This is a genomic window from Haladaptatus sp. CMAA 1909, from assembly GCF_043952005.1.
GTDB lineage: Archaea > Halobacteriota > Halobacteria > Halobacteriales > Haladaptataceae > Haladaptatus.
In genome coordinates this window covers 438,998-451,585 of record NZ_JBIOAV010000001.1, presented here as the reverse complement: position 1 = coordinate 451,585, position 12,588 = coordinate 438,998, and the positions used below count along the sequence as shown (strand labels likewise).

Sequence of the window (12,588 nt, the reverse complement as noted above, 5' to 3'; positions counted from 1 at the left end):
GATACGATGGTGGAAACGAACGATAGACGACGGCCGGGAAAGGCAACAGCGACACCGAAACCGAAACCGCCGATGGCGACGTTCGATGATGCGGCGAGGACCTTTGGATTGGGGGTTCTCCTTCGTATCCCACCCGAGCTGCACGAGGCGCTTTCGTCCGACGCACGCCGGGAGGTCCTCGCGTACCTGTACGAAATCGACGGAGGAGTCACCGTCACCGAACTGGCTGACTACCTCGCTGCGACAGGTATCGAACACGACAGGGACCGCGCGGAAACGGCCCTCTATCATATACACCTCCCGAAGCTCGACGCGCTCGGAGCGGTTCGATGGAATCGGGACGACGGGACGGTCCGACTCGCCCGTTAGAACTGATATCGGCGCTCGTCGTCGCGCTGCGGGAACTGATCTGCACCCGTCATCTCCTCGAACGTCATGCCCGAGAGGAACTCGTCGTAGGTCACGTCGTACCCGCTCCTGAGGTGGAAGTCGAGGTTCCCGGAGTCCACCGTCGTCCGAAAGAGCAGGTGGACCGCACGACGGACTATCTCCTCGGGGTCGTCGGTGTCGAATGCGGTTCCCAACATGGCGAGTTCGTTGCGCGTTTCGCGGTCGAGCGAGACGGAAAATTCCTCGTCGAGCGACGAATAAGTGGCCTGTACGTCCTCCGTCAAATCATCTAAACTCATTGCCGTGAGGTCGGCCGGGAGTCGGAAACCGCTTTCGTTCTAGAACCGCTCGCCGCAGGTTCGGCACACGTCTCTGCTGGCAAAGTTGCGGACATCACAGGTCGGACAGATAATGTAGTGATACGAGTCGGGACTCGACTCACACGCAGACCGATTCCCACGACTCTCCTGGAGCGACCGACCGATGCCGGCGAGCATGAACGCACCACCCAGCGCCAGCCACACCGACGGCCCGCGGGCGAAGACGAGCGGTGCCGCCGGAACGACGATGATGACGACGCCGATGAGGAACAAGGTGGAGGGCCGTACGTGCATCTTGCGAACATTGAAACGACCGTGCAATAAGCCTTCAGATTGCACTCCGCTGTGCTAAATATTGTCGTGAAACGCATGACAGCGGTGGGACCGGTTCGTTTTCCGAAACCGCTATTCGTAAACCTCCGCCGTCCGAATCGTCACCGATGACCGACACGGCGTGGTCGATTTCCGACATCGACGCGGTACGCGACGCACTCGTTTCGTGGTACGAGTCGGACCACCGGACGTTCCCGTGGCGCGAGACTGACGACCCCTACGCCATCCTCGTCTCCGAGGTGATGAGCCAGCAGACACAACTCGGGCGCGTGGTCACGGCGTGGGAGGCGTTCCTCGACCGGTGGCCGGACGCCGCTGCACTGGCCGAGGCGGACCGCTCGGACGTCGTCGGGTTCTGGACCGGTCACAGTTTGGGCTACAACAACCGCGCGAAGTACCTCCACGAGGCGGCGAACCAAGTCGTCTCCGAGTACGACGGCGCGTTCCCGGAGACGCCCGAGGAACTCCAGAACTTGCAGGGCGTCGGACCGTACACCGCGAACGCCGTCGCCTCCTTCGCGTTCAACAACGGGAACGCCGTGGTCGATACCAACGTCAAGCGCGTCCTGTATCGCGCGTTCGACATGCCCGACGACGATGCCGCCTTCGAGGCGGCCGCGAGCGAACTCATGCCCGAGGGGGAATCGCGCGTCTGGAACAACGCCGTCATGGAACTCGGCGGGGTGGCCTGCGAGAAGACGCCCTCCTGTGACACCGCCGGGTGCCCGTGGCGCGAGTGGTGTCACGCCTACGAGACGGGGGATTTCACGGCCCCGGACGTTCCCACGCAACCCAAATTCGAAGGGTCGCGGCGACAGATGCGCGGGCGCGTCATCTCGATTCTGAAGGAGTACGACGAACTCCCGCTCTCGAAACTCGGCCCGCGCGTGCGAATCGATTACGGCGGCGATTTCGGCGAGGAGTGGCTCCGCGAGTTGTGTTCGGATTTGGAGGGGGATGGGTTGGTGGAGTTGGAGGAGCGAGACGAGTGGGTCGCAGGACTCCGGCGGTAGAGCCGCGTTTATCAGGCGACAGGGTCGCGCTTATCGATGATTTCCCGGAGAACCGACCGAATCTTCCGAAAGGTTCGCTCGTCCTCGAACTCTAGCTGTTCGGGTGGATTGTACACCAGAGACATCGCACCCATCAACACCCGTCCGACGAGACCCGGTATCGGGTCGGGACGCCACACGAGTGAGAGGGTCCGTGTCGTCTCGTTCCCGTGCACGGCATCGAGGTTCGCCAATCCGTAACAATCGCTGGTTCGAAGACGCCCGCTTTCGACACAGAGCGACGTGCCCGAGATGGAATAGTTTCGGCCATCTCGTCTCCATTCGACGCTCGTTCCCTCCGGTAGAACGCAGGCTCGTTGACTCGCTAGCGCGTCGTCAACGTCGCCGATGAAGACCCCTCCCGAGTCACGGAGCCAACAGTAGGTGTGATGCGGGACGGCGTAAAACAGCCACCTGTCTTCGTCGTGGAGTGCGATTTCGTTGACGAAGTGGGCACCGCACAGACCGTCGGAAAGCGACCACAACCGCTCGAATTCGCCCGCAGTTTCGGGACAGTCGCCGCGATACCACGCATCTCCTTGGGCATCCTCCGCCCACGAAAGTGAATCGCGAACCGCCTTCCACGTCTCCCGACAGCGCGGGGTGTCTTCGAACGTTTCTTCCAACTGATCGTGCTCGATTCGGACGAAACCCGTGGATGCACGGCGAAGTACGAGCGACAAAATCGTAGCGGTCGCCTCGTGATACGCTGCGGACTTCGCGAGCAGTTCGTGCGTGATCGGAAACGCCTCGAAGTCGGGGGCGGACATCGTTACGGCAGACTGTCAGTTGCGCAGCTATATTCGCGTTCCGCACTCATGTCAACCCATGACGAACCGACCACGCGTCGTAGCGATCTGCGGCAGTCTCGGCGAGGAGAGCACCACGCGGTTCGCGCTGGAAACCGCGCTCGTCGGCGTGGAGGAGGCCGGCGGGACGGGCGAACTCCTCGACTTGCGCGAGTTCGATTTGCCGATGTTCGACCCCAGTGACCGGAGCGCGGGCGACTCCCTCGAACTGAAACGTCGCGTGCGCGAGGCGGACGCGGTGCTTCTCGGGACGCCAGTGTATCACGGGTCGTACTCCTCGCCGCTGAAGACGGCGCTCGACTACTGTGGCTTCGACGAGTTCGAGGGAAAGACGGTGGGTCTCCTCGCGGTGGCGGGCGGCAGGTTTCCGGTCACGGCGATGGACCACCTCCGGTCGGTCTGTCGGTCGCTCGACGCGTGGGTGCTCCCCTACGAGGCCGCGGTGCCGAGTTCGCACAGCGCGGTGATGAACGGCGCGTTCACGGACGCGGAGTTGGAAGCCCGCGTCGTGGCGCTCGGGCGGCAGATCGTCCGGTATTCGCACATCGAAGCCTGCCCGGCGAGTTTCGAAAGCGGGGAAAATATCGGCGCAGTCGATTGAATGAGCAACCCTTTTGCCGTCGGATTGAGCGCCATTCGAGCATGCACAAAATAACGAACAGCGGGTGGGTCGAGGTCATCACCGGCTGTATGTTCTCCGGGAAGACCGAGGAACTGCTTCGACGGCTTCGGCGCGCGGAGATCGCGGGGCAAGAGGTGGCGGTGTTCAAACCCGCGCTGGACGACCGATACGGCGACGACACCGTCGGTTCGCACGACGGCAGTTCGTGGGAAGCGATCGTCGTCGAACCGGACGACGACGGCGTGTGGGAAATCCCGAGGGGGCTGAACGGCGAGCAGGTCGTCGCCATCGACGAGGCCAACTTCTTCTCCGCAGAACTCGTCGAGGTCTGTGAGTTCCTCGCGGAGGACGGACGACGCGTCGTCGTCAGCGGCACCGACCAGACGTTCCGCGGCGAACCGTTCGACCCGGTTCCGCAACTCGTCGCGTTGTCCGAGTACGTCGAGAAGCTACAGGCAATCTGTGCCACGTGCGGCGAACCCGCGACGCGAAACCAGCGACTCATCGACGGCGAACCCGCGCACGCGGACGACCCGACGATTCTGGTCGGGGCACAGGAGTCCTACGAAGCGCGATGTCGGAACTGTCATACCCTCCGGAGTGACTAGGGGAAACCGTGACGCAGTGGGTCGAAGATCCGACTGGTGGGCGCAACCGGGGACCGCAGGCCATCGTCCGCGCGTGGGTTGAAATCCTCGTGCGGCCGCGCCGCTTCTTCCGAACTGGCGTCGCACCGGGCGACCAAGCGCCGGGAATGGTGTTCGGCGTCCTCGTGACGCTGATCGAAGTCGCCACGCGAATGGCGACCGGCGGCTTGGACGTGGGCACCGTCGCGGGAGGTCCGCTCCTCACGGAACTCCTCGCACTGGTACTGGTCGGACTGTTCGTCGCGCCCGCCGTCCTCCACCTGACGGCGGCGCTCCAGACGGTCATCCTGATGTTGCTCGTTCCCGGCCGTGGCGGTATCAGCGAGACGGTGCAGGTCATCGGCTACGCCGTCGCACCGTGCCTGCTCGCCGGACTGCCGTTCCCGGCGTTGCGGGCGGTCTGTACGGTGTACGGTGCGGTGTTGCTCGTCATCGGCATACACGAAGTTCACGAGACCTCCTATCTCCGCGCAGCGGTCGTGGGCGCGCTTCCGGCCGCCCTCGTGTTCGGATACGGCTTCGGCGGGTTCGGTGCCCTCGTGGCGACGGTTCCGGGATTGGCGAGCGCCGTCCCGTGGTAATTAAGGGACGGACGCCGTATCGAAGGGTATGCTCAACCTCCGATTGGACGATTTTATGGTCGAACTGAAGGACGGTTCGTTGAAGAACGTCGGGCCTACGAACAAGAAAGCGACGGCGAAACTGTTCGACGTGGAATCGGCGGAGGCGCGCGAGTTCGGTGACAAGCGCGTCAAACTGGTCTTCGAGGACGAGGACGGCAACGAAGTGCAAGTCTCGTTGTTCCCCGAGGACGTCAGGAAGATAATGACGGATATCGAACGACTCGAAGACGACAGTCCGGTCTTCGAATAGCGACGGAAGGGACTGCCATCCGTCGTCCCGCCGAACCGTACGGACTCTTTTCCGTTCGTTATGTGACCAATAATAATATCGTGATACATTGTATCATGGGGTGAAGAGATGTCCACCCTCACCGACCCAAACGAGATGGACGGTTCGGAGGACGACGAGACGCGTCTCTCGTCTTCCTTCTCGTTCGTCTCCTCGATTCGCTTCATCGGCTTCTGGACGGCCGTTGTACTGCCGTTCCTTTACGTTCCCCTCCTCGCCAATGGACTCGAAACGCCCGGTCAGTTACAGACGTTTTTGCTTCTCTTGGCTGCGAACATCGTGGCCCTCCTCTTCGGTCACCACCACCGAAAACGGACGTAACGTGTTCGTCGTTCTTTACCGCCTGTTATCAGACGTCACATGTATCCGATTAGCGAGAGTATAACTATGCCGTCCCCAACCGAAGTCGTGACCATGTCCCAGTCAGCCATGAGCATTGGTTGCCCGCACTGTGGCTCGGCAGCGCACGTGGAGATCAGCCGTCGAAAACGAATCGAAGGGAGTTCCGACGACGACCAGTTGAAGGGGAAACTCGTTCACTGCCATCACTGCGGCGATGAGTTCTCGTTCTACTACTACTGATTCGCGCTCGGCGTGTCCTCCATCGGGGCGAACTGTCGGTTCGGCGCGCGTTCGGCGCGTCTCGTCCACTCGGGGGAAGAATGTAGAATGGTGAAGAAAACAACGAATATGATGATCGGTGATTCGCTGTTCGTATTCTTTCGTGAAAGTTGATTTTATCTACAATTTCGATCGCTGAGGAGATATTTATTCGTGTTTCATAGACGGGAATGATCGGGTGGTCATTCCGACCTGACGCGCCGAAAACGGCGTCGGTAATTCGACAACCGTTTTAGGCCGGGACTATTCTTTGCCAGTATAAATGGGTAACTGCGTCATTTGCGGGACGCCTGCTGACGGGCCGATTTGTTCGAGCCACGAGCAGGACGTTCTCTTTGAATTCCACGGTAGCAGCCCTGAACAGCTCACTCCCGGTCGATTTTACAAAGGCACCGTCGACGGTTTCGCCGATTTCGGCGTCTTCATCGACATCGGTGACCGCGTAACCGGCCTGCTTCACAAAAGCGAGTTGGACAGCAGGCTCGAAAGTCTGGATTGGGACCAAGGCGACACCGTGTACGTCGAAGTCATCGGCGTGCGCGACAACGGCAACATCGACCTCAGTTGGTCCATCCGCCAGTCCGAACGCGAGTTCCGCGGCAAACTCATCCAAGACGGAACCGACGTTCACCTGCCGAACGAGGACGCCGAGAGCGAAGAACCGGAGACGGAAGAACCGGAAACCGAAGGATCGTCCGCGGCCGACGACTCGGAATCCGATTCGAACGACGACTCCGCGTCGGAATCGACCTCCGAACCGAAATCCGAACCCACGCCCGAACGCACGTCGGACCCGTCGGCGACGACCGACGGGTCTGGTAACGCGGTCGGAAGCGCCACGGTTTCCGCCCAGACCGAGATACCGGAGCGAGTCACCGTCGAGACGCTCGGCGACCGAGTTGGCGATCGCGTCCGTATCGAGGGCGAAATCGTCAGCACGAGCCAGACGAGCGGTCCGACGGTGTTCGAACTCCGCGACGAAACGGCCGTCGTGGACTGTGCGGCCTTCAAGGAGGCCGGCGTCCGCGCCTACCCCGAAGTCGATACGGGCGACATCGCCCGACTGACCGGGGAAGTCGAACTCCGAAACAACGAACTCCAAGTCGAGACGGAGCAACTCGACGCCCTGACCGAAGAGGAGAAAACGACCGTCGAAAACCGACTGGCACAGGCGCTCGAAGACGAGGCCCGCCCCGCCGACGTCGACCTCCTCGGCGACGATTCGGCCGTCGAAGCGATTCGGGACGACATCCGTGACGCCGCCGGTGCGATTCGGCGCGCCGTCATCGAATCTCGCCCCATCATCGTCCGACACAACGCCAATGCGGAAGGCTACGTCGCCGGAGCGGCCATCGAACGCGCCGTCCTCCCGCTCGTGCGCGACGAACACGCACGAAGCGATGCCCAGTACCACTACTTCGATCGCCGACCGCTCGAAGACGGTTGCTACGACATGGAGGACGCGACGAAGGACGCGACCATCATGCTCGACAACCGCGAGCGCCACGAGGAGAAACTCCCCCTCTTCGTGCTCGTGGACGCCGGAAGCACCGTCGAATCGAGCGACGGTCTCTCGCTCCTCGACATCTACGGCGCACCCCACGTGGTCGTCGACACACACTACCCGGACACCGACGTCGCCGACACCGCGGACAGCGTCGTGAACCCGTTCCTCGGCGAATCGGGCGACGACGTGACCGTCGGCGTTCTCGGCGCGAACGTCGCGGCCCACGTCAACGCCGACGTGCGCGACGACGTCTCCCACCTCCCGGCAGTCAGCTACTGGGAGGACACGCCGAGCGAATACGTCGAACTCGCCGACGACGCGGGCTACGACGAGAATCACGTCACCGCGCTCCGCGAGGCGGTCGCGCTGGAAGCCTACTACCAGTCCTACGAGGACAAGCGCGAACTCATCACCGACCTCCTCTTCGAACACGCGAAGCGTGACCTCGCCGAACACGTTAGCGAGCAGTTCCGCACGAAGCTCGAAAACGAACTCGACACCGCCGAACCGAACCTCACGGTCCGCGGCGCGAACGGCGTCACCTTCACCGTCCTCGATACGGACGCCTACACTCATCGCTTCGACTTCCCGTCCACGGCGGTCCTCCTCGACGCGCTTCACCGCCACGACATGACCGGCCAGGCCGGTAGCCAGAACGTCACCCTCGGCCTCGCCGAGGACGAAGTTCACATCCGAAGCGACGGCGACATCAACGTCCGCGACATCGCGGATTCGGTTCGCGACCGCGCGCCGGAAGCCGGAATCATCCCGGTCGGTACGAAGGACGGCAAGTTCGAGTTCCTCCGCGGCGAGCGCAACGAGGCACTCGACGCCGTCATCGAAGCCGTCAGCGTAGAGTTGAACTGAGCTCGCCGGTTCACGGATCCTTTTTCATTTTCCCCCGGTTCGTCCCTCCCCATCATTCCTCGCGGAATCGGTCGTAGACGACACGCTTATCCGCCCGAACCAACCAAATATCACGTAATGAGTACCGAGACGCCGGACGCCACGGAGACGGAGGCGTTCGAGCAGGTTTGCGAGGAACTGATAGACCGTATCCTCGCGGGCGACGTGGAGCGCGACGACGTTGAGAGCGCCAAACTCGACGCCTGTTCGGAGTTCTCGTCGCCGAAAGTGCCGAAGAACTCCGAGATTCTCGATTTCGCTCCGGACGAGCGACGCGAGGAGCTGGAGGCGGTCCTCCGGCGCAAACCCGTCAGAACCGCGTCGGGCGTCTCTCCCATCGCGATCATGACCAGCCCCGAGCAGTGTCCGCACGGAAAATGTCTCTACTGTCCCGGCGGCCCCGCATCGGAGTTCTCCTCCTCGCAGAGCTACACGGGTCACGAACCGGCGGCGGCGCGCGGCGTGCAGAACGACTACGACCCGTACGGACAGGTCACGCTCCGTCTCGAACAACTGCGCCAAATCGGCCACCCAGTCGACAAGGTCGAACTCATCCTGATGGGCGGGACGATGACCGCCCGGAGCCACGACTATCAGGAGTGGTTCGTCAAGCGCGCGTTGGAGGCGATGAACGACTACGACGTGAACAAGGAACCCGAACCCGCAGAAGGCGAGAGTTTCGCCCAATCGCCCGACGAACACGAATTCCGGTATCTGGAGGACGTCATCGCCGAGAACGAGACGGGCGACATCCGCAACATCGGGACGACGTTCGAGACGAAACCCGACTGGTGTGACCCCGAGCAAATAAACCGGATGCTCGACCTGGGCGGCACGAAGGTCGAAGTCGGGGTCCAGACGACGTTCGAGCGAATCAACCGCGAGATGCACCGCGGCCACGGCGCACAGGCGTCCATCGAGGCGAATCAGCGCCTTCGGGACTCGGCGTTCAAGGTCGGGTTTCACATGATGCCCGGTCAACCCGGCATGTCGAAGGAGATGTGCGTCGAGGACTTCCGCCGAATCTTCGAGGACGAGAAGTGGAAGCCGGACTACCTCAAAATCTATCCCACGCTCGTCGTCCGCGGAACCGCGACCTACGACTGGTGGTACAAGGGCGAGTACGAACCGCTCCGCAACGAGGAGGCCGCGGAACTCGTCGCCGAAATCAAGTCGATGATTCCCAAGTACGTCCGCCTCCAGCGCGTCCAGCGCGACATTCCGGCGGACTTCATCGACGGCGGCGTCTGGAAGTCCAACCTCAGGCAACTTGCACGCCAGCGGATGGAAGAACACGGCTGGACGTGCGACTGCATCCGCTGCCGCGAAGTCGGCATGAACGACGAGGAACCCGAGAACGTCGAACTCGACGTGCTGACCTACGAGGCGGCGGGCGGCACGGAACACTTCATCAGCTTCGAAGATTTTGATAAAGACTTGCTTCTCGGCTTCTGTCGGCTTCGGTTCCCCGGCGACCCGGTCCGACACGAACTCGACGCCGCCGCCGTCGTCCGCGAACTCCACGTTTACGGCAGCGAGGTAACTGTCGGAGCGGCGAGCGAGGACACCCAACACCAACACCGCGGCTACGGACGAAAGCTGATGGCGAAGGCCGAAGAGATAGCCGCCGACGCGGGCTACGACAAGGTGAGCGTCATCTCCGGCATCGGCGCGCGGGAGTACTACAGGAACAAGTTGGGGTATCACCAGGACGGGCCGTACGTGAGCAAGCAGGTGTGACGACCGCGAGCGACGAAAGGCGCGAAGCGCCTCGCCAAACCCTCATCGTTTCGAGTGTACGAAGAAAAGCGGAAGACTGGGCGTCCGTCAGCCCTGCATCGGAACCGATTCCACGTCGTACTGCTCGCTGATGGATTTCAACTCGTCCAGCGCGTTCTCCTCCTCGCGGAGGTTTTCTTCGAGCAGGTCGGCGGCCTCGTCGTGACCGAGTTTGTCGGCCATGAAGGCCAAATTGCCGTAGGCCGCGATTTCGAGGTGTTCGGACTTCTCCGCTGCCGCCTTGTCGAACAGGTTCAGTACCTCCTGTTCGGGGTTTTCGTCCGTGAACTCATCGTGGTCCTCGATGAGTCCGTCGAGCGCGTACAGCTGTTTTTGCTCGGCGGCCACTCCGATGTGGTCGAACACGCTTTCGAGACGGTCCACGTGGTCCCTGGTTTCGCTCCGGTGTTCTTCGAACGCGTTCTGGAGATCCCCGTGGTCGACTTCGGTCGCCAGTTCGTCCAGCGCGTCGAAGAGTTCGTTTTCGACGTAGTACATCTCCTTCAATCCGGCCTGAAACAGGTCGTTCAGTGTCTCTCCACTCATAATGAATCAGCATGAGGATACACCGGCGGAGTTTCCCTAAGCGACCCTGTTGCACGTGCAACGGATTTATCAGGTCGTCGGGAGTGCTCTCGCCGTTTGTCCATCGTCGAGGAGGCCGAGTAAAAACCGACGCAAGTTGCACAGATTTATTACCGAGAAGGCAAAATGGATGAACGCCAGTGTACGACGCTTTTCTCGTCGTGTGTTGGCAACAACAACTGGGACTGTGCGCTTCGTTCCGTGGGAACTGGTCGGACCCACATCGGCTTCCGGAAGCCACCACCCACCCGTCCCGTCTCTCCGTCGTCTTCCACCTTTGCGAACCAAAATCGAAACACCGTCTTCTTCGAGAGACCTATTTTCGGAATCGTACGTGAATCGGGTGCGGCACGTGACCGTAGAAATCCCGTAGACGTGTCTCACCGGCGCGTTCCAAAGAAAGTTCGAACGGTCGATTGTGACGTCGTGACGACGAACGGTAGACGGGGGTTTACTCGTCCTCGGTCTTAATGTCCGCCGAGAGACCCTGTGCCATCTGGATGTCCTTCGAGTTGTTGAGCGTCCATGCCGTCCGCTCGGTGACTGCCTCGATGGCTTCGCGGGCGCTCGGGTAGCCGTTGCCGGACTTCTTCACGCCGCCGAAGGGCAACTGAACTTCCGCGCCGATGCACGGGAGGTTGCCGTAGGCGAGGCCGATCTCCGCGTTGTCGCGGAAGTAGTTGACTTGTCGGTAGTCCTCGCTGATGATCGCGCCGGCCAGTCCGTAGGGCGTGTCGTTGTGGATTTCGACCGCCTCTTCGATGTCGCCCGAGTAGCTCATCAGGGCGACGTGCGGGCCGAACACTTCCTCGTGGATGCAGCGCAGGTCGGGGCTGTAGTCAACCTCGTAGACGAACGGACCGACCCAGTAGCCGTCCTCGAAGCCGTCCGGAATCTCGTCGTCGTCGAGTTCCTCGCGGTCCACGAGCACCTCGGCACCCTCGTCCTTGGCGAGTTGGTTGTACTTGCCGAACTTCACGACCTGTTCCTCGTTGACCATCGGCCCCATGAAGGTGTCCTCGTCGAGCGGGTCGCCGACGGAGACTTCCTTCGCGGTTTCGACGTAGCGCTCCTTGAACTCGTCGTAGACGTCCTCGTGGACGATGAGGCGCTCGGAGGAGACACAGCGCTGGCCCGTCGTCTTGAACGAGGACATGATGGCGCTGTGGACCGCGACGTCGAGGTCCGCCTCATCGGTGATGACGATGCCGTTCTTGCCGCCCATCTCGCAGGCCGCGAGTTTTCCGGGTTCGCCGCCGACCTTGCCCGCGATTTTGTGACCGACTTCCGAGGACCCGGTGAACAGCACCGTGTCCACGCGCTCGTCCTCGACGATGGCGTTACCGGCGTCGCCGAAGCCTTGGATCATGTTGAACACGCCGTCCGGGATGCCCGCGTCCTCGAACATCTCGGCGATGATCTGCCCGCACCACGGCGTCTGCTCCGCCGGTTTCCAGACGACAGTGTTCCCTTCGACCAACGCGAGGGCCATGTGCCAGAACGGGATGGCGACCGGGAAGTTCCACGGGGTGATACAACCGATGATGCCCCGCGGCTTGCGGCGCATGTAGGCGTCCTTGCTCGGAATCTCGCTCGGGACGAGATCGCCGTGCGGGTGCCGGGCGTTACCCGCGGCCCACTCGACCATGTGCGCAGCCTCAACGACGTCCGCTTTCCCCTCCGAAATCTCCTTCCCACATTCCTTCGTGATGACTTCGCCGAGTTCGTCCGTTCGCTCTCGGAGTTCGTGGTAGATGTCCCAAAGGTACTCCGCTCGGTTGATGTACGAAAGTTCGCGCCATTCCTCTTTTGCCTCCTCCGCGGCGTCGAGGGCGGCTTGGACGTCCTCGGGTGTCCCGCGCTGGAACTCGCCGAGCGACTCCTTCGTCGCCGGGTTGACGCTCTCGAACGTTTCGTCGCCCGCGCCGTCGCGCCACTCGCCACCGATGTAGTGGCTGTAAACTTGCTCGCTGGCTTGTTGACTCATATCTTCGAGCAGAACTCGGACGGGTACGCTAAAAAAGACTCCCAATTCCTATCGAACGAGGTCAATTTTACCGGGCGTGGACGATGAAAATAGGGAGATATTTCCTCTGGCCGCACCG

At 61.8% G+C, this 12,588-nt stretch carries 15 protein-coding genes; 10 read left to right on the top strand and 5 right to left on the bottom strand.

Annotated features, from left to right (window positions below; genetic code table 11):
* The first annotated feature begins 6 nt into the window (after positions 1-6).
* Positions 7-369, top strand: coding sequence for a hypothetical protein (locus tag ACGYLY_RS02485; protein ID WP_395283138.1), 363 nt, complete (start codon positions 7-9; stop codon positions 367-369).
* Here ACGYLY_RS02485 and ACGYLY_RS02480 read toward each other — a convergent pair.
* Positions 366-689 (bottom strand): hypothetical protein, encoded by a 324-nt coding sequence (locus ACGYLY_RS02480; protein WP_231182607.1) that lies wholly within the window; start codon positions 687-689, stop codon positions 366-368. The genes ACGYLY_RS02485 and ACGYLY_RS02480 overlap by 4 nt on opposite strands.
* Positions 690-728: 39 nt before the next feature.
* Positions 729-1,004, bottom strand: coding sequence for a hypothetical protein (locus tag ACGYLY_RS02475; RefSeq protein ID WP_395283139.1), 276 nt, complete (start codon positions 1,002-1,004; stop codon positions 729-731).
* Between the two features lie 146 nt (positions 1,005-1,150).
* Here ACGYLY_RS02475 and ACGYLY_RS02470 point away from each other — a divergent pair, with 146 nt between their 5' ends.
* On the top strand, positions 1,151-2,056 hold the full coding sequence (locus ACGYLY_RS02470) for an A/G-specific adenine glycosylase (protein ID WP_395283140.1): 906 nt from the start codon (positions 1,151-1,153) through the stop codon (positions 2,054-2,056).
* A gap of 11 nt (positions 2,057-2,067) precedes the next feature.
* Here the strand turns inward: ACGYLY_RS02470 and ACGYLY_RS02465 are convergent, their stop codons facing one another.
* Positions 2,068-2,865: a hypothetical protein gene (locus ACGYLY_RS02465; RefSeq protein ID WP_395283141.1), complete on the bottom strand. Its 798-nt coding sequence runs from the start codon at positions 2,863-2,865 to the stop codon at positions 2,068-2,070.
* A 58-nt stretch (positions 2,866-2,923) separates the two neighbouring features.
* Between ACGYLY_RS02465 and ACGYLY_RS02460 the strand changes: the two genes are divergently transcribed.
* The 8 genes from ACGYLY_RS02460 to ACGYLY_RS02425 all read left to right on the top strand — a co-directional run bounded on the left by ACGYLY_RS02460 (position 2,924) and on the right by ACGYLY_RS02425 (position 9,859).
* The gene (locus ACGYLY_RS02460; protein WP_231182603.1) at positions 2,924-3,505 is read left to right on the top strand and encodes an NADPH-dependent FMN reductase; all 582 of its coding nucleotides are present in this window, start codon (positions 2,924-2,926) and stop codon (positions 3,503-3,505) included.
* A gap of 41 nt (positions 3,506-3,546) precedes the next feature.
* Positions 3,547-4,134: a thymidine kinase gene (locus ACGYLY_RS02455; protein ID WP_395283142.1), complete on the top strand. Its 588-nt coding sequence runs from the start codon at positions 3,547-3,549 to the stop codon at positions 4,132-4,134.
* A gap of 8 nt (positions 4,135-4,142) precedes the next feature.
* Positions 4,143-4,754 (top strand): YIP1 family protein, encoded by a 612-nt coding sequence (locus ACGYLY_RS02450; protein ID WP_395283143.1) that lies wholly within the window; start codon positions 4,143-4,145, stop codon positions 4,752-4,754.
* Positions 4,755-4,782: 28 nt separating this feature from the next.
* Positions 4,783-5,046 (top strand): hypothetical protein, encoded by a 264-nt coding sequence (locus ACGYLY_RS02445; RefSeq protein WP_231182600.1) that lies wholly within the window; start codon positions 4,783-4,785, stop codon positions 5,044-5,046.
* A gap of 108 nt (positions 5,047-5,154) precedes the next feature.
* A complete protein-coding gene (locus ACGYLY_RS02440) occupies positions 5,155-5,406 on the top strand; it encodes a hypothetical protein (protein WP_395283144.1) in 252 nt (83 codons plus the stop codon).
* A gap of 93 nt (positions 5,407-5,499) precedes the next feature.
* Positions 5,500-5,667 (top strand): hypothetical protein, encoded by a 168-nt coding sequence (locus tag ACGYLY_RS02435; RefSeq protein ID WP_231182598.1) that lies wholly within the window; start codon positions 5,500-5,502, stop codon positions 5,665-5,667.
* 301 nt (positions 5,668-5,968) lie between these two features.
* Positions 5,969-8,080, top strand: coding sequence for a DHH family phosphoesterase (locus tag ACGYLY_RS02430; protein ID WP_395283145.1), 2,112 nt, complete (start codon positions 5,969-5,971; stop codon positions 8,078-8,080).
* Between the two features lie 117 nt (positions 8,081-8,197).
* Positions 8,198-9,859 carry a tRNA uridine(34) 5-carboxymethylaminomethyl modification radical SAM/GNAT enzyme Elp3 gene (locus ACGYLY_RS02425; protein WP_395283146.1) on the top strand — a complete coding sequence of 554 codons (1,662 nt, stop codon included), beginning with the start codon at positions 8,198-8,200 and terminating at the stop codon, positions 9,857-9,859.
* An 87-nt stretch (positions 9,860-9,946) separates the two neighbouring features.
* Here ACGYLY_RS02425 and ACGYLY_RS02420 read toward each other — a convergent pair whose 3' ends face one another.
* Positions 9,947-10,444, bottom strand: a complete 498-nt coding sequence (locus tag ACGYLY_RS02420) for a ferritin-like domain-containing protein (RefSeq protein ID WP_395283147.1) — start codon at positions 10,442-10,444, stop codon at positions 9,947-9,949.
* Between the two features lie 490 nt (positions 10,445-10,934).
* Entirely contained in the window at positions 10,935-12,470 is a 1,536-nt protein-coding gene (locus tag ACGYLY_RS02415; protein ID WP_395283148.1) for an aldehyde dehydrogenase family protein, read from the bottom strand.
* Positions 12,471-12,588 lie beyond the last annotated feature (118 nt).

What these genes read in the sequence shown, in the direction of transcription:
- ACGYLY_RS02485 (WP_395283138.1), top strand. Translation starts at nt 7, where the DNA reads ATGGTGGAAACGAACGATAGACGACGGCCGGGAAAGGCAACAGCGACA.
- ACGYLY_RS02445 (WP_231182600.1), top strand. Translation starts at nt 4,783, where the DNA reads ATGCTCAACCTCCGATTGGACGATTTTATGGTCGAACTGAAGGACGGT.
- ACGYLY_RS02430 (WP_395283145.1), top strand. Translation starts at nt 5,969, where the DNA reads ATGGGTAACTGCGTCATTTGCGGGACGCCTGCTGACGGGCCGATTTGT.
- ACGYLY_RS02465 (WP_395283141.1), bottom strand. Translation starts at nt 2,865, where the DNA reads ATGTCCGCCCCCGACTTCGAGGCGTTTCCGATCACGCACGAACTGCTC.
- ACGYLY_RS02470 (WP_395283140.1), top strand. Translation starts at nt 1,151, where the DNA reads ATGACCGACACGGCGTGGTCGATTTCCGACATCGACGCGGTACGCGAC.
- ACGYLY_RS02420 (WP_395283147.1), bottom strand. Translation starts at nt 10,444, where the DNA reads ATGAGTGGAGAGACACTGAACGACCTGTTTCAGGCCGGATTGAAGGAG.
- ACGYLY_RS02455 (WP_395283142.1), top strand. Translation starts at nt 3,547, where the DNA reads ATGCACAAAATAACGAACAGCGGGTGGGTCGAGGTCATCACCGGCTGT.
- ACGYLY_RS02480 (WP_231182607.1), bottom strand. Translation starts at nt 689, where the DNA reads ATGAGTTTAGATGATTTGACGGAGGACGTACAGGCCACTTATTCGTCG.
- ACGYLY_RS02435 (WP_231182598.1), top strand. Translation starts at nt 5,500, where the DNA reads ATGTCCCAGTCAGCCATGAGCATTGGTTGCCCGCACTGTGGCTCGGCA.
- ACGYLY_RS02475 (WP_395283139.1), bottom strand. Translation starts at nt 1,004, where the DNA reads ATGCACGTACGGCCCTCCACCTTGTTCCTCATCGGCGTCGTCATCATC.
- ACGYLY_RS02415 (WP_395283148.1), bottom strand. Translation starts at nt 12,470, where the DNA reads ATGAGTCAACAAGCCAGCGAGCAAGTTTACAGCCACTACATCGGTGGC.
- ACGYLY_RS02440 (WP_395283144.1), top strand. Translation starts at nt 5,155, where the DNA reads ATGTCCACCCTCACCGACCCAAACGAGATGGACGGTTCGGAGGACGAC.
- ACGYLY_RS02425 (WP_395283146.1), top strand. Translation starts at nt 8,198, where the DNA reads ATGAGTACCGAGACGCCGGACGCCACGGAGACGGAGGCGTTCGAGCAG.
- ACGYLY_RS02460 (WP_231182603.1), top strand. Translation starts at nt 2,924, where the DNA reads ATGACGAACCGACCACGCGTCGTAGCGATCTGCGGCAGTCTCGGCGAG.